The organism is Bacillus sp. OV166 (genome assembly GCF_900177675.1).
In the GTDB taxonomy this organism is placed as follows: Bacteria; Bacillota; Bacilli; order Bacillales; family Cytobacillaceae; genus Neobacillus.
The window spans coordinates 1,313,128-1,330,356 of the sequence record NZ_FXWM01000001.1 but is presented as its reverse complement, the minus strand read 5'-3'; the positions used below and the strand labels follow the sequence as shown (position 1 = coordinate 1,330,356).

Below are 17,229 nucleotides of genomic sequence, written 5' to 3'. Positions count from 1 at the left end.
AAAGGCTAAGGAAAGCCTCCGAAATTTATTTAATTAATGAATGCTTAAATGCATAAATGACCGCTTGTGTTCTATCTTGGACGTTCAACTTGCTCAAAATATTACTGACATGGGTTTTGACGGTTTTGAGGGCAATAAATAACTCATCAGCAATGTCTTGATTGGTTTTGCCTTCTGCCATTAATAATAATATTTCAATTTCACGGGTGGTAAGGTCTTCGTGTGGCATATGTGTATTTTTTTGGCGCATTTTCACCATCATTTTTCCGGTTACTTCCGGTTCAAGGACTGATTGTCCATGGTATGTAGCACGGACTGCATTGGCAATTTCACCCGCTTTAGAGGTCTTCAGCATGTAGCTGGTTGCCCCTGCTTCAAGTGCAGGATAAACTTTTTCATCGTCCAAAAAGCTTGTCACGATTATGACCTTTGCTTCCGGCCACTGTTCAATGATTTGCTTTGTCGCTTCAATCCCGTCCATTTCCTTCATCACTAAATCCATTAGAATGATATCAGGGCGAAGTTCGAGGGCAAGCTCCACACCTTTTTTTCCATCGTCAGCTTCTCCAACTACCTCAATGTCTGGCTGCGCTGATAAATAAGAAGAAACTCCGATTCTAACCATTTCATGATCATCAACAAATACGACTCTAATCATTGGCACCATCTCCATTAATCATCACCGGAACCTTCACTTCCAGCCTTGTTCCTTGATTTTTTACACTAACCACTTTTAACGTGCCTCCTACTTCTACTGCACGCTCATGCATATTTTGCATTCCATAGGAACCTGCTTTCATCTCGTTTACATTAAAACCTATTCCGTCATCAATAATCCTTAAGATGACAAGATCATCCCGTTTCACCATCAGAACTTCGAGTTTATTGGCTTTCGAATGTCTTAACGTATTTGAGATCGACTCTTGGAGGATACGGAAAAGATGATCCTCTACTCCTTTATCTAACGGAAAAACCTCTGTCTTCCATTTAATATCCATCTCAACCTTTTGTGATAATTCGATTAATAGCTCTTCAATTCCTTCTTGAAGTGTTTTATTTTTTAAGGCAACGGGCCGTAAATGTAAAAGCAGGGCACGCATTTCCAACTGTGATTGGTGAATCATTTCTTCGACTAATTTCAATTGTTTCGCTTCGCGGTCATTTTCTACTGGTGATTGCTGTTTAGTTTCGTTGATTGCTGACATCATCATCGAAGCAGCAAATAATTGCTGACTGACAGAATCATGCAGTTCACGGGCCAATCGGTTCCGTTCCTGTTCGATAATTTCTTGGATTCTTCCTTCAAGGTCTTCCACTTTTTCAGTGGCTAATCGCTGCGAAAGCTTCGCTTGTTCAGACATTTGTTTGCCTATTTTCTCAATTCGGTTTGCAATGAGCTGCATTTCTGAGATAGCAGGTTTCTCCTTAACTACTTCTATTTGTTTTCCTTCCTCTAATAGATGCAAGGAGTGTTCAATTGATAGAAACTGCCTTCTCCAAAACACCCCAGAGACTGCACCTAGGAGAATCCCAACGGCAATGCTAAAGGCAGGGATAAAGATTACAAACGGAACATTCATGAAATGTTTACTCCACAATTCCGCCCAACTGCTTAGTGGGAAAACGAAGATAAAAATGGCACTGACAATAATCGCAAGAAAAAAGGAAAAGCCAACACTCCAGAAAATTTTACGCTGGGTAGTGCTCATATCCGGCTCACCTCTAAATTTCCAACCATGAGCGAGGTGAAAATTTTCACTTTGTGCTCAGCTGTCTCATATCCTGGTGTTTTTAGGTGTAATACTCGATTGAAAAGTTTAGAGTCGTGGTGCTCGAAAACAGTCGTTGAACCCATGATGCATGAATGCTGGACACTAACATCAATATCATAAGGAACAAGGATTTGTATATTCCCTATCAGATTGCGAATAAAGATAACCGTTTCCCCTTTAGGCAGCATCGTAAAGCTCAGATCAATGATGGTATCACCGATCCCTGCCTGAATATTTACATCATTCCATTCGTAGGCACCCGGGGGTGTCTTTTGCTGACCAAGGACGATATTTTCAAACAGAGGTTCTGACTTTATCATTGTTTCTTCATCGGAGGTTGGTTCGATTTTCGTGATTTCAGGTGAGATTTTCTTAGGTTTCTTTTTGGCATTTAAAAATTGAATAAAAAAGTGCAGTAATATCGCGACTAGTAAAAACTTAAACGTCATCATATTTAAGAGACTAAGGACTAAGAAAATAATCCCGCCGATAAAAAGTATTTTCCCCTTCTTTTTCCCCGCTCGTTTGCGGCCGAGGTAAATCATGCCTCCAGAGATAAAAAGAGAGAAAATTAGCCCACTGTTAAAAAATAGTATTTCCATGACTAAAATGATCGCACCGATAATGACCAGCCAGCCTATATAATCATTTTTAGTATTTTTAAACATGGTCCACCCTCCCTTATTACCATCTGGATAACTCTTTTATAGTTTGTATTACTATTGTTTATGGCCAAAAGGCGCAGAAATCCTACGCCTTTCGTGTCTAGCTCCAGCGCCTAGAGGCGCTTCCGCTTTTTTATTTAGCATACCATGTTTTGGATTTAAATGGACTTGCTTTCTTCTAATTTCATTTCCTTTTCTAGTTGTGCAACTCGAGCATCGATCGTATTGCGATAGTATGAGCTATTCACTTGATGCTCTAAGCGGTCAAGATAATTTTCAATATCTTTAAACTTCGAGTAGGATTTATCTGAATAAGTATTAGAATCAAGCACCTGGTTGATTTGGAGGTTCGCTCGTGTTACATTTTCACGGCCCATTAATTCCATCCGTCTTAGGTGCATATCTTTTAGCTTGTGCTTCATTTCTTCATACTTTCTTTCTAATTCTACTAGTTGACTCTTTACTTGTTCAAGTGATGCACTCAAGCGGCTTGCACGGTCTGCATATTGCTGATGCTCTGCAGAGGCAAACTGATAAAGTTCTGATTCTCCTGCTTTAGAAGCAATTTCAGCTTGGTACTTTCTTTTTTCAGCTAACTGGGACGCTTGCTGATATTCTCTTGTAAATTCATCTTTAAGTGTGTATTGACGTTCTAATAGCTTTCTAACTTTCTCTGTTTCTTGCTCACACTGGCGTAGGTATTGATTTAATAAAGCAATTGGATTTTGTTTATCTTTTTGATCAAGTGCCTGGTGTAAATCTGCTGTAATCGTGTTTTTAATTCTTGTAAATAAGTTTGTCATGTTTATTCTCTCCTTTATTTCTTAATTATTTTTCAATTCATTCCACTGTTTTTCAAAATTAACAAATGGGTCATTTTCTTCCTTCACGGTTGTGTGCTTTTTCTCATTCCATTTTTTATAAACAAGGTATAACACATAAGCTGCCGCAATCCCTATAATTGCTGGAGCGTTATGAATGGATGCGATGAGGACAATGAATCCAATGATCCCAAGCCCAATTTTTCCTCCTGTCGATTCAGCTTTTAAGAACTGTTTGAATATGAAGTATAGGAGTACTAAGCTGACGAGTAACCCCACCATTGGACCAATTGTGGAAAGCAAGATTATCGCTGCAATTCCACCTGCTAACAGTAAACCAAATTTTTTCATTTTGTTTTGCTCCTTTCTTTATCTTGATTTCATCTTACCTCTTTTCATTGTTTATCATAATTGCGCTTGAGCTTGATTTTCATATCGGTCCTAAGACGTAGAAAGGGTCAGTCCCTAAGCGAAATGCTTAAGAAACTGACCCTTTTGTCTTACTTAGAAATAAACATCTGTACCCAATAGTGTCTTTGTGAGCCACCCTGTGCGTAGCCAACCCCAATGTAGGTAGATCTCGTGCTTAAAATATTTGCCCTGTGACCGGAGCTATTCATCCAAGCTTGAACGACTGAAGCCGGTGTCGTTTGCCCTGCTGCAATGTTTTCAGCAGCTGAACGGTAGGAAATCCCAAAGCTTTTCATCATAGCAAACGGACTGCCATACGTTGGACTGGTATGACTGAAATAGTTTTTATCTCTCATGTCATTGGCTTTATAACGAGCGACCCTTGAGAGCTCCCAATCAGGTGTTAATGCCTTCAAACCATTTTTTGCACGCTCCTGATTGGTTAACTGGATTACCTGGCTTTCTGTACTTTTTACAGCATCGAAACTTGGGATAGTAACCTTTTGACCTGGATAAATTAAATTTGGATTCGAAAATTGTTGGTTTGCCGAAATAATTTCGGAAATTCCAACTTGATACCTAACTGCGATTTTCCAAAGTGTGTCCCCCGGCTGAACGGTGTAAATTTGCTGGGCAAAAGACACACTTGGAATACAGAATAGTGATAATAAAAACAGAAAACTAAACCAAAAAGATTTTTTCATTTTTTCGCCTCCTCCGAATATATAATTTTGATTTCAGGCTCAAAATATACAGGGAAATGAAAAATAAAATGGAGCTGTCCATTAGGGAGAGACCAAGTGGATTTTGGAGGATTGAAGACGTGGAAGATATCTCATGGATGACCTATATCATGTTAATTCTAGCGAGCTACCGTTTAACTCATTTAATTGTCTTTGATAAAATTACTGAATTTATCCGTAGACCTTTTGTTAAGAAAGTAAAAGTAGAAACGGACGATGGAGTGGAAACCAAGGAAGTTCCAACATCTATGTTTGGTTATTTATTGAAATGTTATTGGTGTGCTGGTGTTTGGAGCGCTTTTTTACTTGGTGGAGCATATTTGCTCTTTCCGCGTATTACCTATGTGGTTATTTTAATTTTCTCGATTGCCGGCGGCCAGTCGATTATCGAAACCTTTGTCGGCGTTAATATCAAAAAAGTTGACTACTATGCCGCACTTAAGAAAAAAGACTAATATAAAATAGTATATTTCCATCAGTGATTCATAGGAAAAATCCTCCCCCCTTATGCATATATCTTTAGAAAAGCTTAAGAAATTAATGCTTAAGCTAGACAAAGGGGGAATACAATGTCTGCAATTTGGTGGGTCACAACGATTGGTTTTGTCTTTTTTCTCGGCTGCATTGGAGGAACATTTTTCCATTTCGTCAGAAGCGCCTTAAATACTGAAGACTCTACCCGTATTGATCCATTAAAAATTGATAAAGAGGAATGATTCTTTCTAATTCAGTCAAAGCGAAGATTAAGGTTTGTCATATGCTTCGGCATCTTGCTATGTTAATTCAGATTCTGTAGACCACGGGTTCATCATTTTTAAACCTCCTAATATATAACGGGAAGAACCATGCATAAAGCAAGGTTCTTTTTTTGCGACTAAGGAAATATTTCCATACCTACATTAATTTAATCACTTTTGGAAAAATTAAATTTGATGTCATTTTTTTAGGCTGGAGGAATATATATGAGTTCATCTGAAAAAATCCCAAAATTCCCAAAAACGTATTGGCGTGAAATAGAATTACCTGCTTTTATTTCATTAGAACAAGATCTTTCTGTGGATGTTGCCATTGTAGGTGCCGGGATATCTGGAATAACTGCTGCCTATTTGCTGTCAAAGGAAGGCTTAAAGGTAGCTCTCTTAGAAGCAGGCAATGTCTTGAATGGGACTACTGGCCACACAACTGCAAAATTAACGGCACAGCATAGCATTATTTATGATGAATTAATAAATCATTTTGGAGTAGAAAAAGCACGGCTTTATTATGAATCACATATGAATGCCATTCGATTTGTCGAAAGCTGCGTAGAGGAAAAGGGAATTGATTGTGATTTCAGTAAGCAAGACGCCTATGTTTATGCAACAACGGATGAGTATGTCGACAAGCTTAAAACGGAATGGGAAGCGTATAAAAGTCTAGAAATCGATGGGGCTTTAAAGGATACGATCCCCTTTAATATTCCTGCAAAAGGCGCTCTCATGATGCACAATCAAGCGCAATATCATCCACTTGAATTTCTAAAAGCACTTCTAGATGATGCGGTTAAGGCGGGCTGTTCTGTTTATGAGAATACAGTCGCTTCAGACATTGAGGACGATGATACGGAACCAAAGGTTGTTACTAAATCGGGGCATAGAGTTTCATGCAAGCATGTGATTATTGCCTCCCATTTCCCTTTTTATGATAAACCAGGGCTTTATTTTGCGAGAATGTATGCGAGCAGGTCTTACGCAATCGGGATAAAAACAGATAAGGACTACCCTGGTGGCATGTATATCAGCGCCGATAACCCACCTCGATCGATTCGTTATACACCGCTTAATGGGGAAAAAGAAAAGTTATTGATCATCGGTGGTGAAAATCATAAAACGGGACAAGGAATGGACACGCTGAAGCATTATGAAGCACTAGAAACGTTTGCTGAAGAGGTTTTTGGGATTAAGGAATACGATTATCGCTGGTCTGCCCAGGATATGGTTACACTAGACAAACTTCCCTATATTGGACATTACACTGAAGGTCGTGAGAATGTTTTAGTGGCCACGGGTTTTAAAAAATGGGGGATGACAACAGGGATTCTCGCGGGTCACTTGTTGACCGATTATGTCATGGAAAGGGACAACCCATATATGGATCTCTATACACCGTCCCGATTCCAAGCTGATCCCGACTTAAAGAGTGTCATCACAACCAATGCAGATGTAGCTAAACATCTAATTAAAGGCAAACTTGAATATACGGATAAGTCCGCAGATGATTTACAGGTGGGTGAAGGCTCCGTTGTCATGTATAACGGGAAAAGGGCTGGCGGCTATAAGGATGAAAACGGTAAACTTTATGTTGTCGACACCACCTGCACCCATCTTGGCTGTGAGTGTGAATGGAATCATGCCGAAAAATCTTGGGATTGCCCGTGCCATGGTTCACGTTATGCTTATTCAGGCGATGTTATTGAGGGCCCCGCTAAAAAAGCACTTAAATTACTTGCAGAAGAGTGATTTTCGTCGTGTTTAACAAGATATCTTATGTGATGATTTCCCATAAAAAAATGCGCCTCCCTATTCAAGAAGGAGGCGCACTTTGTTATTTACTATTTGGACGGTTATGTTTTAGTGCTTCTCCAGTTGTAAATTCAACCAGTTCTTCACTATCTCTCATTGGTTTTTTGCGATTATTATTACGCTGAGCATTTGCATTACCAAGCTTCTGTCTTCCCACACTACCATCTCCTTTTTCGAGAAATACATTGATAGTATGAGTGAAAATAATTAGTCTTATTCTTTTTCAAGGACTGGAGCTTTTTCTAAATTTAGTCATTTGCTCATAATACTAGTTCTTTGGATGTAAGTTCGCCATTTTCAAACTTTTCCTGAATCTCGATGATGGCAGCTTCTTCAAGCCACCATACATTATCTCCGTAATTTCTGGTCTCTTTGTCCTTCTTCAGCAATTAGACCTTTGTAAAATACTCTTTTATGCAACGGAACGTTTAACTCACGGCAATACTGTTTCAATTCTCTTTCTTCCCTTTCGGTAACAAGCGAAATTACAATCCCATTTGCACCCATTCTTCCTGTTCTTCCAGCCCTGTGCACATATTGCGATATATCCTTCGGAGAATCGATATTGACCACATGGGTAACCCCTTGAATATCAAGTCCTCTCGCCGCCACATCTGTAGCAATAAGCATGTTCATTTTGCCATCACGGAAAGACTTTAATGCGGCCTGCCGTTCGAGCTTTTTCATGTCGCTATGCAAGATTCCGATCGATAAATCTTTAAAATGTAATTTTTCCTTAAATACTTCAATTTCACCAATATCATTAATAAACGCAAGCGATTTACTATTTTCTAAGCGCGTGATTTTTTCGAGGAGCTTGATTTTATCTCTTGGATCACATGAAAAATAAATATGCTCGACTTCTCCAGACGAAGCAAGTTCATCCTTTTCGATGCGAAGAACTTCCGGGTCCTTTGTCATTTCTTTTGCCAATTTCTCTGTTGCCGGTTTCATTGTAGCAGAAAACAAAACAACTTGGCGGTCACTCATGGTTGATTTTACAATGTTTAGGACAGTATTAAGATGCTCGTGAATAAGTAATTGATCACCCTCATCGAGAACAACCAATTTTACTTCATGCATTTTCACCTTTTTCTGTTTGATCAGTTCAAATAAACGACCAGGTGTTGCAAAAATTACATGCGGGCGTTTCTTTAATTTTTCAAGCTGGCGTTTCATATTGGCTCCGCCAATAATCGAAGTGCCCCTTATTCCGCTGCCTTCCGACCATTTTTGAAATTCTTGATAGACCTGCATTACTAGCTCTTGCGAAGAAGCTAACACAACCGCTTGCAAAGATTGTAAACTTGGGTCCATTTTATCTAACAATGGCAGCAAATAAGCCAGCGTTTTACCAGTACCTGTCGGTGACTCGGCAATTAAATTCTTGCCTTCAAGAATCATTGGAATAGCGGCTTCTTGAATGGAAGTAGGTTGTTGAAATCCTGACTTTTCCCAGGCTTCCTGCAAGTATGGTTTTAAGGTATTAAACATATTGAACTCCTTTATATAAAAATCATTTTTCTTATTATTTGTCTTTCCATATCGTATTGATACTAACTGAATAACCTTGGAGTGTCTAGTTAGGAATAGAGGAAAAGTCATGATGCAGTATTAAAATAGAGGACAATCCACACCATATGATATACCAGGACGGAGAGATAAAGAACACAAGTGGAAACCAAAAGAGTCCGAATCCACCCTTTTAGTGGTCGTAAGTAGAACAAACCAAGCAACACGAGGGGCAGAAAGATTTTTATGATGTAAAAATAGGACCAGCTTTTTTCAATTACAAGCTTCATCATTGGATTTCCCTCTTCAACAATACCTGAAACAATTCCAAAATGGGTTAAAACAGCATCCAACAGTCCGGCAATCAACAGGAATAAACAAAGTCTCATTATTACCACCTCAAAAGAATTAGTTCAATTAGTTTTCATTATTTCTAGTGATGTCTATGCAGATACATAAAGATTTTTCTCCCGGTTAAAAACGAATATAAAAGTGATATAAAAGAGCTGCATGAGTCAGCAGCCCAAGTTTCTTCAGAAATTACTAATTCACATATTTCCCACTGTCAGGCCGGCCAATTTCAGCAAAATGCTCCACTAAATAATTTAGATTTTCTGCTAGGTCCTCCCCACTCATCGGAAGACCATGACCAGTCACTGCTACTTGCGGCTTGAGTGCCTCTAACTTTTTTACAGATTCAAAAGCAGCATCCCAGTGAGTAGTGTAATATTTTGGTGGACCACTAATCTCTTGTGTTTGCGTCATTACTTTATATAGGGATTCTTGTTTTACCGTAACAAATGCATCTCCGGCGATCAGTGCACGGTCTTGTTCACGGAATAAGGAAATATGTCCCGGCGTATGCCCTGGTGTATGTACCCATTTCCAATTAGGCAAATTTGGAACAGTTCCGTCGGCAGGAAGCGCATGAACATGGGCACTTATATCAATCCCATGGTTGGGGAACATCGGCGACATTTTTGCAACAAGTCCACTATCAACATTAGGGTCACCCGGCGGATAATCTAACTTTCCAGTCAAATAAGGGATTTCCAGCTCATGTGCATAAACCGGAATCTCCCATTCCTCCAACAATTCAGCCACTGATCCGACATGGTCAAAATGTCCATGCGTTAATACGATCGCTTTAGGAAGGGCACCCTCACCAAAACGTTCTTCAACCATTTCCTTTATCTCATCTGCTGACTTAGGCATGCCCGTGTCAATTAAAACAAAATCATCCGGCTCATTCGGGTTGCCTACAAGTACTAGGTTCACGATTTTGTCGGTGTAACAATAAATATCAGGCAAAACTGCTATACCAACTCCACTGCCGATTGAGGTCACTGGAAGAAAGGTTTCTTCAAATTTACTATCCTGATTGCGCTCCAAAAAAAAATCCCTCCCTTTTTGTTTATTATTAATCTGGAAGGGAAAATTATTACAACCTCTTATCCTTGGTTCTTTAATGTTAATATTATAACGAATTTTCCGTTCTTAATATAGTTTTTATTTTCAAAAAAAACTGCCCACAAGGAGCAGCCTTTAATCAAATGTTCGCAAAGTCATTTTATACAGATTACGATTAATTTCCTCCGAATGAATAATATTTTCATTGAAGCTTATTTTAATTTTTCCACTACCGGACATGATCTTTACTTTTTCAATCCCATTGGTTCTTTGCATCTCTCTTTTAATCTTCCCGATACATCCTGAGCACGCGACCTCATTCAATGCCAATTCCATGATACTCATTCGAATCAAATCACCTCTTCTTTTTCTTTTATTGTAATGCGAATAGTTCTCATTAACATTGACCTATATCAAGAAAAGCAGAATTGATATAAATCACTACAAGGATTGATCAAAACAGATACTATTAAGTTAATAGAAATGTGGAGGAGTGACGTAAGAATGTGTTGTAACCATTGCTGCTCTCAGGAATCATCGTGCATTACATCCGTACCTGTTTTTAAAGGAATGAAGGAAGCGGATCGTCAACCGCTGCAAAAGGTAACAAGAAGCAGAAGCTTTGTGAAAGGAGAATTTATTTTTCGAGAAGGAGAACATTCGGAAACATTATTCGTTGTCAATGAAGGACTGATCAAGTTAACAAAAATGTCCCCAGAAGGGAAAGAACAAATTGTTAGATTGCTGTTCCCTGGGGACTTCTTTGGATTATTTTCATTATTAAAAAATGAAAAACACTATATGAATGCAGAAGCCGTGGGATCTTCAACGGTTATTTGTTATATCGAAAAAAAGGACTTTCTTAAAACAATGGAAAATAACGCGGAGTTGTCCTACCAATTCTTACTAGCTGTAAATGACAGGCTATTTGAAGCAGATGAGTCGGTTGGTTTCCTAAGTTTACTAGAGGTTGAACAACGGCTTGCAAGAGCACTTATTCTCTTTCATGATAAAATGATCGCTAAGAACGGGACCTTTTCCTTGCCAATCACAAAAAAGGATTTAGCTAGTTATATTGGAACAACTCCAGAATCGGTAAGCAGAAAGTTGTTGTCGTTCATGTCGCAAAAGCTGATTAGCATGGACGGACGCCGCCAAATACAGATTCTAGAGTTGCACCGGCTTAAACAGATCGCAGGTATTAGTTAATTTCATCTAACTTTATTGCCATTAGTCTAAAATGCATGGCTTCAATTTCGTTGACAATTACATTCATTCCTAATGATTGCAAACTGCCAATAAGCGGTTCACCTCGATGTGGCAAATGAATTTCAAATAAGGTTCCTACAGGTGCAGCTTTCACAAAATTTATTATTTCTCGTCGCGGATGTTCCCCCTTTGCAATGCGCTCGCGGATATCCATGACTGCTTTTTTATCAACTATTTCAAACATAGTTCTCGCTCCCCTTTGTTAAGAGTTTAAGTTTATGCTTCAGTTTATCACCATTCTTCTTTAATGAAATTGATTTATATCAAGTTTGAGTTTGGAATAATTAAGATAAATATGGCTCAATACACTGTGTATTCCAATGGTTTGGCAGACATTTGGTTAGATTAATGAGTTTTAAATTCGAAAGCTTTGTGAACAATGCCTTCAATTTGATATCACCTTCAAGAATCGGTGATAGAATGAACAACAAGAAGATTTTCAATATAGTGGAGTTGAAAATGATGTTTAATAAGATTTCTCTTATCACATCAATGTTGTTTTTTCTATTGGGAACGAATGTCTTTGCCGATTCTAGATTAGAAGTCTCTTCTCCTCAAATTAATCGAGTATTAAGCCAAACAGTTCCGGTTATCCCCCTAACCACCGTTAATCATAAAATAGTATCAGCAAATAATAAGACCATGACACAAATGGAGCATGCCTCATCGACTCCTAAACAAGAGAAGGATGATGAGCCTACCGTTAATAATTATGTTATTCCTGTTTTGGTCGGTTTATTTTTTATCTTCGGACTGGGGAGTTACTGGCTAGTATTTCGTAGAAAACATAGGTAGAACTAAGAGACTCTGGAGGTTTTTTCCTTATAGATTGATGTGTTATTTCTTAAACCAAACAAATCTGATTGTGACTTTTAACAGAAAAAGCGTGAATCCTATTGAGATTCACGCTTCTTTTTTAATCCAAAATGGTGCCTGACACCATTTCATTTCTGACGCAGGACTGCTCGAACTGGACTCCCGTCTCCTTCGACTAATGGGAGCGGCAGGGCAATGAGTTCGTAATCTCCTGGCTCAATTTCATCGAGCATTAGTGACTCTAGGATGTGAATGCCATGTTCATTTAAGCTATGATGGGCAGGCAGCTCTTTACTGTCGATTGGATCAACAGATGGAATATCCAAGCCGATAAGCTGAATCCCTTTCCTTCCTAAGAAAGGAGCTAAGTTTGGCTCAATATGTGGGATTTTTTCAGGAAATTGATTGGGATTTTCCCACGCAAGGGTTCTGAACAACACCCGTTTGCACCCATCAAGATCAATCTCTCTTAAATCAGCTGCACCAATGCTTTCCTTTCCAATCATATCAATAACCTTCGCTGGACCGATGTATAGATTAAGGTCCAACTCAATGATTTTTTTTCCTGCGTTATCAAAATGAAACGGAGCATCCACATGTGTTCCCGTGTGGGTACTTAATTCGAGTCTGCCAACATTAACAGAGCCGCTTTCCTCCATTGGCCATGAGACCTCGTATTTAAAGGTGGTATCACCTGGCCAGACTGGCATCCCGTTTATTAGTTTTCTAGAAACATCAAAAATCTTCATTCCAATCCACTCCCCTAGACACTATTCTTGACTGCATCACCATTATTTCATTCTTTTTCATTAGAATCCATGAAAAAAAGACAGGTTTGATTCCTGCCTTTGTTAATGAAACGATTTCCAAAATTCGCTGTTAACATTAATGATATTCTTTAGGTCCTCAAAAGGGATGGTAAAGGTAGGAAAACCAGCTGCAAAAGCGGCGATTTCATATGGATTAAAGTAGATATTCAAGCCCGCCTCACTAATAAAAAATGACTGATCAGCTTGGATTCCATGGTACTCATCAGGAAATAAGTAAGATGAATATTCTTCTTTATTTTTTATTTGATCACCAATCAAATCACTGATAACTTTCACATACGGGCTGCCAGACTTAAAGAGGTCTTTTAATTGATAGATCGAGCCTGTTTTAAGGTTAATATGAGCATATTTTTCCACTGGCATTCCGTGAGCGGCACAAAACGGGTAGTCGTACCCTGTTATCTTAATGACCAGTAAATTTTTCTCGTAAAGGGTTACCTCAAAATCCCCCGTATAATTCGATTCCAACTGTGTGTGTGCCGGCATGGGTTTTACCCCCGCCAGCTCCTTTAATGCATGATTTACTTTTTCCTGATGAATTTTAATACCTTCAATCTGCGGGAAATAGACTAAATAATCCTTATTCGGCTTATATTTATGCTCGACAACTGAATAGTTATTATTTAGCGGGACAATCGTGGTTTGCTTCCAGAGTAACTCACCATTTCGATTAAAATAGTGCAGGCGCTCGTCAACATCACCTTTGATTAACGTTTTCTCAAAACTAAGCGAGCCGCTGCCCCTGACCATTGGCAGCTGTTCGATTCTCTTTCCAAGTTTGTCAATAAAGTAAGTATGCTGAGCATCGGAGACAGATGCATGGCCGTCCTGAAATTTCGTGATTCCATTAAAGATAAATCCTGTAAGGATATGACCACCCGAATCTGCTAAGGCGTAAATAGACCTCATACAGGGTAGGTTCGGATCCATCTCTTTCCCGATGGCAAAGCGTCCCTCATCTAGATATAAGATTTGGTCATAGTTTGGCTTAATCACATAATGGCCAGTTTGATCAATAACGCCATACTGTTCCCTATTAATATCTGACAAACTAACAATGGCACGTCCGACTATAAATGACTCTGCAGATGAAAATTTAGGCTCTATGACGATTTTTCCCTTTTCATCGATATATCCAATCTTCCCATCGTTGTTTTCCTTAAATGCAAGCAAACCTTGGCCATAATTACTGACATAAGCATAAGGGTACGATTGTAATATCTTTCCGGTAAGGTCGATTAATTGAAAACTGCCATCTTTTGTTTTTACAATTGCTTTCCCCTGATGAAAATCACTAGCGGCTTCAAAGGTTATCGGAATAACCACTTTCCCTCGTTTATTCAAATAACCGTATAAATACTGCCCATGCTCATCTTTTTCTACAGCACGTACGCGTCCCTCTTTATACTCTCCGACAATAATCGAATAAGCCCGATCCGTGATTTCTTTGCCACTTTCATCAATCACCTTGAATCCTTGAGGGTCATTGACAACGGCCCGGCCTTCTGAAAAAGGATTAATTGTATCGTATTTGGGCTGCACAATAAAATACCCTTGGGCATTAATAATTCCTGATTTGTCCATTAAACCAACAATAGCTAAACCATTCTCCTGAAAATCCTCGGCATGTTCATAGCTGTTAGGAAGAATCTGTTTCCCTTTCGCATCGATATAGCCCCACTTCTTTCCTCCAATTTCTTTCTTCACCACTGGGAAAAGGTAGACGGCTCTTGTATCTCGAAAAATTGAAAGCGCTCGGACTGCCTTTTTCTCCACCTCAGGAGGCATGGGATAATAATATATTAAATGACCAAAGTAATTTTTCAGAACAAATAAATAAGGCTTTCTGTTAAGACGATACACCCCAAATATTTCATATAGGCCATCCCCATCTATATCCATATATTGGAGCATCGCTTGTGAATCTCGATATTCTAATTCTGCTCCAGCTGGGAGGTATGGCACTATCCAAGTTATTAATTCTCTGGTAGATCCAAACATCATAACTCACCCATTTTAGTTTTCTATATTTATATGATCAAATGTGGGCTATGTGTTTAACACTTATACGGGAAAACACCGCTAATTATTTTATGTTTTTGGCCTCTGGGATTAGTTGTTTCCATTCTTCATAGGAGATGATTGAATCCCAGTGACCTGTTATTTTTGCAAAAGTAATAATAACGAAAAACAGCACGAAGAAGGTAACTGGTACAAACCACTTATTCACCTTTTTACGCGCAACCGTCATGTTGAGTGTGTCTTTTACGGGGCATGCCTCTACACAGGACATACATGCTGAACAATTAAAAGAATTTACAGTCTCCACCTTGTGTACCTTTAATCGTTGCGGACAAACCTTTGTACACATTTCGCAGTTTGTACAAGTATCTTCATTCCGCTCAATTTTTGTAATCCTAAAGATACTTCCAAGACCAATTAATGCACCATACGGACAGAGGAAGCGGCACCAAAAGTTTCTAAAGAATAATGACAAGATGAAGATCACAATAATAAACTTCAAGGCAAAGCCGCCAAGATTTGTGAATAAAAGAAGCATTTTCACATCAGAGACCTTATTATACGGCTCCTCGAGAAACCTTTTAGCCGTAAAAGTAGGCATTTGAATAACCATTAGGACAAAAAAGAGCATTAATAAGTATTTAATAGGTGTTAAAAGCCAAGTTACCCATCTTGGAATTTCAAAATTCCTTTTAAACATCTTTCTGCCAAACCAGCCAATCATTTCACTAAATGTTCCAACAGGACATATCCAACTGCAGAACGACTTACGAAATATAATTCCTGCATCCACAAAAAATGCTAGTAAAACCAGACCCGCAGGATGAATCACATCAAACTCTCCACTCGTCAGCCATACCTTTAAGGCGACCAAGCCGCTGATTGGTAAAAAAACTTCGACCGCAGATGGCCGTTCAACGAAAGGAGCTTTTCCGAGGGTTTCAAAATGCAGATAAAATTGATAAAACTGCAGACCAACATATAGTAAAAACAGCAGGAACAAGCCTTGAACAGTATATCTTGTCATTTGCACAGGCTTACGTTTCAACTGTTTCTTATACCATGCTTTTGATTTCATAAGGTTTTCCTCCAATCCTGTTACATCAACTATAAAGAACATACAATTCATGGAATGTGATAAAAGTCATTGAGAATATTGAATTCATAAAGAGTTCACATAACCATTATTAAAAATGTCAACTAAGTTCATTACCATTGAAGAAAACCCCATAAGAAAAGGCCAGAGGATGTATCCCCTGGCCTGTTTTTGTTATTTTTCTGAAGCAAATAAAATATTATTTTGTTTCCTTGCCTCTTCTGTGATTCTAAGGACAATTTCGCTCCAACTTTTTAATTGCTGATATTCTTGATCATTTTCGGTTGCAATAATCCTGGCAATATTTTTACATTCATAAACCATGTTTTGTTCTTCTAGTTCGACACTCAAGATTTCGCTCTCTATTCCACGGTTGTCAACGAAGGTTATTTTTGAAATCGGGGCCGCATCCTCGAGGACAAAGGTTCCCTTTTCTCCATGTATTTCACACGGTAATTCTGAATGAGATATTTTCGAACAAAGGATTGTACAAACAAAATCGTCATACGTTAACACAAGTGTTCCACTTCCATCCACACCGCTGCGGAGGAGGACCGGGTGATAGGTTACCTGCTTGGGCTCACCAAACAACCCGACGGCTAAATAGAGTGGATAAACACCTAAATCAACAAGTGCGCCGCCAGAATAGGTGGCAGAAAAAATATTTGGTTCCTCCCCTTGTAAAAATAAATCATAGCGGGAGGAATATTGCACGTATGGTAACATGGTACTTCGCAACTCCCCGACCATAGGGAGCCTGTCCTTTAATATTTTGAAATTAGGGGTATGCACATTTCGAATTGCTTCAAATAAATAAACCCCATTTTCCGCCGCTGTCTGGTATGCCTCCGCCAACTCTGCACTATTTGAAAATATTGGTTTTTCGCAGATCACGTGTTTCTTATTTTTCAAAAACATTAGTGTCTGGTCAAAATGGACTGAATTTGGCGATGCTATGTATACAGCTTCTATTTCAGAACTTGTCGCCATCTCCTCTAGATCTGTATAAAAATTAGGAACATTATATGTATCTGCAAATTGTTTCGCTTTATCCTCTGTTCTTGAATAGACACTAGTTAATTGCCATTGACCGCTAAGTTGTGCTGCTTGGATAAAGGATTCCGTAATCCACCCTGTCCCGACTGTACCAAAGTTAATCATTGTACTTCCCCTTCCTTTATATATCTTCAAGAAACCATTGTAGTCTTTTTCAACCACACTTGCCAATTCCGAATTTCAAAAAAATGGGCAAACATTTCATTTTATGTGTGTTTTTCACATGAATTGTAGGGAACAATGGA

Annotated in this window: 21 protein-coding genes; 5 read left to right on the top strand and 16 right to left on the bottom strand. The window is 38.8% G+C overall.

All coding sequences use genetic code 11. The features are described 5' to 3' along the window. Positions 1-25: 25 nt before the first annotated feature. The 6 genes from CCK98_RS06250 to safA all read right to left on the bottom strand — a co-directional run bounded on the left by CCK98_RS06250 (position 26) and on the right by safA (position 4,373). On the bottom strand, positions 26-658 hold the full coding sequence (locus CCK98_RS06250; RefSeq protein WP_088085790.1) for a response regulator transcription factor: 633 nt from the start codon (positions 656-658) through the stop codon (positions 26-28). Beyond that, the gene (locus CCK98_RS06245) at positions 651-1,709 is read right to left on the bottom strand and encodes a sensor histidine kinase (RefSeq protein ID WP_088085789.1); all 1,059 of its coding nucleotides are present in this window, start codon (positions 1,707-1,709) and stop codon (positions 651-653) included. Before CCK98_RS06245 ends, CCK98_RS06250 begins: the two co-directional genes overlap by 8 nt. Continuing rightward, complete coding sequence (gene liaF / locus CCK98_RS06240; RefSeq protein ID WP_088085788.1) at positions 1,706-2,440, bottom strand: cell wall-active antibiotics response protein LiaF; 735 nt, start codon at positions 2,438-2,440, stop codon at positions 1,706-1,708. Before liaF ends, CCK98_RS06245 begins: the two co-directional genes overlap by 4 nt. Positions 2,441-2,595: 155 nt before the next feature. After that, positions 2,596-3,240, bottom strand: a complete 645-nt coding sequence (locus tag CCK98_RS06235; protein ID WP_088085787.1) for a PspA/IM30 family protein — start codon at positions 3,238-3,240, stop codon at positions 2,596-2,598. 21 nt (positions 3,241-3,261) lie between these two features. Continuing rightward, positions 3,262-3,609, bottom strand: coding sequence for a flagellar basal body rod protein (locus CCK98_RS06230; RefSeq protein ID WP_088085786.1), 348 nt, complete (start codon positions 3,607-3,609; stop codon positions 3,262-3,264). A 149-nt stretch (positions 3,610-3,758) separates the two neighbouring features. Further along, positions 3,759-4,373: a SafA/ExsA family spore coat assembly protein gene (gene safA, locus CCK98_RS06225; RefSeq protein ID WP_088085785.1), complete on the bottom strand. Its 615-nt coding sequence runs from the start codon at positions 4,371-4,373 to the stop codon at positions 3,759-3,761. A 68-nt stretch (positions 4,374-4,441) separates the two neighbouring features. Here safA and CCK98_RS06220 point away from each other — a divergent pair, with 68 nt between their 5' ends. The 3 genes from CCK98_RS06220 to CCK98_RS06215 all read left to right on the top strand — a co-directional run bounded on the left by CCK98_RS06220 (position 4,442) and on the right by CCK98_RS06215 (position 6,910). Next, positions 4,442-4,867, top strand: coding sequence for a DUF1360 domain-containing protein (locus CCK98_RS06220; protein WP_088085784.1), 426 nt, complete (start codon positions 4,442-4,444; stop codon positions 4,865-4,867). 114 nt (positions 4,868-4,981) lie between these two features. Beyond that, positions 4,982-5,128: a hypothetical protein gene (locus tag CCK98_RS35155; protein ID WP_168242201.1), complete on the top strand. Its 147-nt coding sequence runs from the start codon at positions 4,982-4,984 to the stop codon at positions 5,126-5,128. 246 nt (positions 5,129-5,374) lie between these two features. After that, positions 5,375-6,910: an FAD-dependent oxidoreductase gene (locus tag CCK98_RS06215; protein ID WP_088085783.1), complete on the top strand. Its 1,536-nt coding sequence runs from the start codon at positions 5,375-5,377 to the stop codon at positions 6,908-6,910. A gap of 85 nt (positions 6,911-6,995) precedes the next feature. Here the strand turns inward: CCK98_RS06215 and CCK98_RS36080 are convergent, their stop codons facing one another. From CCK98_RS36080 to CCK98_RS06195, 5 genes are all read right to left on the bottom strand, one after another. Further along, positions 6,996-7,130 (bottom strand): hypothetical protein, encoded by a 135-nt coding sequence (locus CCK98_RS36080; RefSeq protein WP_256942271.1) that lies wholly within the window; start codon positions 7,128-7,130, stop codon positions 6,996-6,998. A 191-nt stretch (positions 7,131-7,321) separates the two neighbouring features. Beyond that, the gene (locus tag CCK98_RS06210; protein ID WP_088085782.1) at positions 7,322-8,467 is read right to left on the bottom strand and encodes a DEAD/DEAH box helicase; all 1,146 of its coding nucleotides are present in this window, start codon (positions 8,465-8,467) and stop codon (positions 7,322-7,324) included. A gap of 107 nt (positions 8,468-8,574) precedes the next feature. Then, positions 8,575-8,874, bottom strand: a complete 300-nt coding sequence (locus CCK98_RS06205) for a DUF5658 family protein (RefSeq protein ID WP_088085781.1) — start codon at positions 8,872-8,874, stop codon at positions 8,575-8,577. A 154-nt stretch (positions 8,875-9,028) separates the two neighbouring features. Continuing rightward, on the bottom strand, positions 9,029-9,877 hold the full coding sequence (locus CCK98_RS06200; protein ID WP_088085780.1) for an MBL fold metallo-hydrolase: 849 nt from the start codon (positions 9,875-9,877) through the stop codon (positions 9,029-9,031). 153 nt (positions 9,878-10,030) lie between these two features. Continuing rightward, a complete protein-coding gene (locus CCK98_RS06195) occupies positions 10,031-10,240 on the bottom strand; it encodes a heavy-metal-associated domain-containing protein (RefSeq protein ID WP_088085779.1) in 210 nt (69 codons plus the stop codon). A gap of 159 nt (positions 10,241-10,399) precedes the next feature. Here CCK98_RS06195 and CCK98_RS06190 point away from each other — a divergent pair, with 159 nt between their 5' ends. Further along, positions 10,400-11,104 carry a Crp/Fnr family transcriptional regulator gene (locus tag CCK98_RS06190; protein WP_088085778.1) on the top strand — a complete coding sequence of 235 codons (705 nt, stop codon included), beginning with the start codon at positions 10,400-10,402 and terminating at the stop codon, positions 11,102-11,104. Here CCK98_RS06190 and CCK98_RS06185 read toward each other — a convergent pair. Then, positions 11,097-11,348: an amino acid decarboxylase gene (locus tag CCK98_RS06185; protein WP_088085777.1), complete on the bottom strand. Its 252-nt coding sequence runs from the start codon at positions 11,346-11,348 to the stop codon at positions 11,097-11,099. The genes CCK98_RS06190 and CCK98_RS06185 overlap by 8 nt on opposite strands. A 236-nt stretch (positions 11,349-11,584) precedes the next feature. On the opposite strand from CCK98_RS06185, the gene CCK98_RS06180 reads away from it, so the two are divergent. After that, a complete protein-coding gene (locus CCK98_RS06180; RefSeq protein ID WP_142292135.1) occupies positions 11,585-11,959 on the top strand; it encodes a hypothetical protein in 375 nt (124 codons plus the stop codon). A 149-nt stretch (positions 11,960-12,108) separates the two neighbouring features. Here CCK98_RS06180 and kynB read toward each other — a convergent pair whose 3' ends face one another. From kynB to CCK98_RS06160, 4 genes are all read right to left on the bottom strand, one after another. Further along, positions 12,109-12,729, bottom strand: a complete 621-nt coding sequence (kynB, locus tag CCK98_RS06175) for an arylformamidase (RefSeq protein WP_088085775.1) — start codon at positions 12,727-12,729, stop codon at positions 12,109-12,111. A gap of 102 nt (positions 12,730-12,831) precedes the next feature. Then, the gene (locus tag CCK98_RS06170) at positions 12,832-14,814 is read right to left on the bottom strand and encodes a WG repeat-containing protein (RefSeq protein ID WP_256942270.1); all 1,983 of its coding nucleotides are present in this window, start codon (positions 14,812-14,814) and stop codon (positions 12,832-12,834) included. A gap of 82 nt (positions 14,815-14,896) precedes the next feature. Further along, the gene (locus CCK98_RS06165) at positions 14,897-15,910 is read right to left on the bottom strand and encodes a 4Fe-4S binding protein (RefSeq protein WP_088085774.1); all 1,014 of its coding nucleotides are present in this window, start codon (positions 15,908-15,910) and stop codon (positions 14,897-14,899) included. A 192-nt stretch (positions 15,911-16,102) separates the two neighbouring features. After that, positions 16,103-17,086, bottom strand: a complete 984-nt coding sequence (locus CCK98_RS06160; protein WP_088090323.1) for a Gfo/Idh/MocA family protein — start codon at positions 17,084-17,086, stop codon at positions 16,103-16,105. Positions 17,087-17,229: the final 143 nt, after the last annotated feature.

Excerpts from the sequence above, each read along its gene's own strand:
- CCK98_RS06250 (WP_088085790.1), bottom strand. The coding sequence starts at position 658 with ATGATTAGAGTCGTATTTGTTGATGATCATGAAATGGTTAGAATCGGA.
- CCK98_RS06245 (WP_088085789.1), bottom strand. The coding sequence starts at position 1,709 with ATGAGCACTACCCAGCGTAAAATTTTCTGGAGTGTTGGCTTTTCCTTT.
- liaF (WP_088085788.1), bottom strand. The coding sequence starts at position 2,440 with ATGTTTAAAAATACTAAAAATGATTATATAGGCTGGCTGGTCATTATC.
- CCK98_RS06235 (WP_088085787.1), bottom strand. The coding sequence starts at position 3,240 with ATGACAAACTTATTTACAAGAATTAAAAACACGATTACAGCAGATTTA.
- CCK98_RS06230 (WP_088085786.1), bottom strand. The coding sequence starts at position 3,609 with ATGAAAAAATTTGGTTTACTGTTAGCAGGTGGAATTGCAGCGATAATC.
- safA (WP_088085785.1), bottom strand. The coding sequence starts at position 4,373 with ATGAAAAAATCTTTTTGGTTTAGTTTTCTGTTTTTATTATCACTATTC.
- CCK98_RS06220 (WP_088085784.1), top strand. The coding sequence starts at position 4,442 with ATGGAGCTGTCCATTAGGGAGAGACCAAGTGGATTTTGGAGGATTGAA.
- CCK98_RS35155 (WP_168242201.1), top strand. The coding sequence starts at position 4,982 with ATGTCTGCAATTTGGTGGGTCACAACGATTGGTTTTGTCTTTTTTCTC.
- CCK98_RS06215 (WP_088085783.1), top strand. The coding sequence starts at position 5,375 with ATGAGTTCATCTGAAAAAATCCCAAAATTCCCAAAAACGTATTGGCGT.
- CCK98_RS06210 (WP_088085782.1), bottom strand. The coding sequence starts at position 8,467 with ATGTTTAATACCTTAAAACCATACTTGCAGGAAGCCTGGGAAAAGTCA.
- CCK98_RS06205 (WP_088085781.1), bottom strand. The coding sequence starts at position 8,874 with ATGAGACTTTGTTTATTCCTGTTGATTGCCGGACTGTTGGATGCTGTT.
- CCK98_RS06195 (WP_088085779.1), bottom strand. The coding sequence starts at position 10,240 with ATGAGTATCATGGAATTGGCATTGAATGAGGTCGCGTGCTCAGGATGT.
- CCK98_RS06190 (WP_088085778.1), top strand. The coding sequence starts at position 10,400 with ATGTGTTGTAACCATTGCTGCTCTCAGGAATCATCGTGCATTACATCC.
- CCK98_RS06185 (WP_088085777.1), bottom strand. The coding sequence starts at position 11,348 with ATGTTTGAAATAGTTGATAAAAAAGCAGTCATGGATATCCGCGAGCGC.
- CCK98_RS06180 (WP_142292135.1), top strand. The coding sequence starts at position 11,585 with ATGAACAACAAGAAGATTTTCAATATAGTGGAGTTGAAAATGATGTTT.
- kynB (WP_088085775.1), bottom strand. The coding sequence starts at position 12,729 with ATGAAGATTTTTGATGTTTCTAGAAAACTAATAAACGGGATGCCAGTC.
- CCK98_RS06170 (WP_256942270.1), bottom strand. The coding sequence starts at position 14,814 with ATGATGTTTGGATCTACCAGAGAATTAATAACTTGGATAGTGCCATAC.
- CCK98_RS06165 (WP_088085774.1), bottom strand. The coding sequence starts at position 15,910 with ATGAAATCAAAAGCATGGTATAAGAAACAGTTGAAACGTAAGCCTGTG.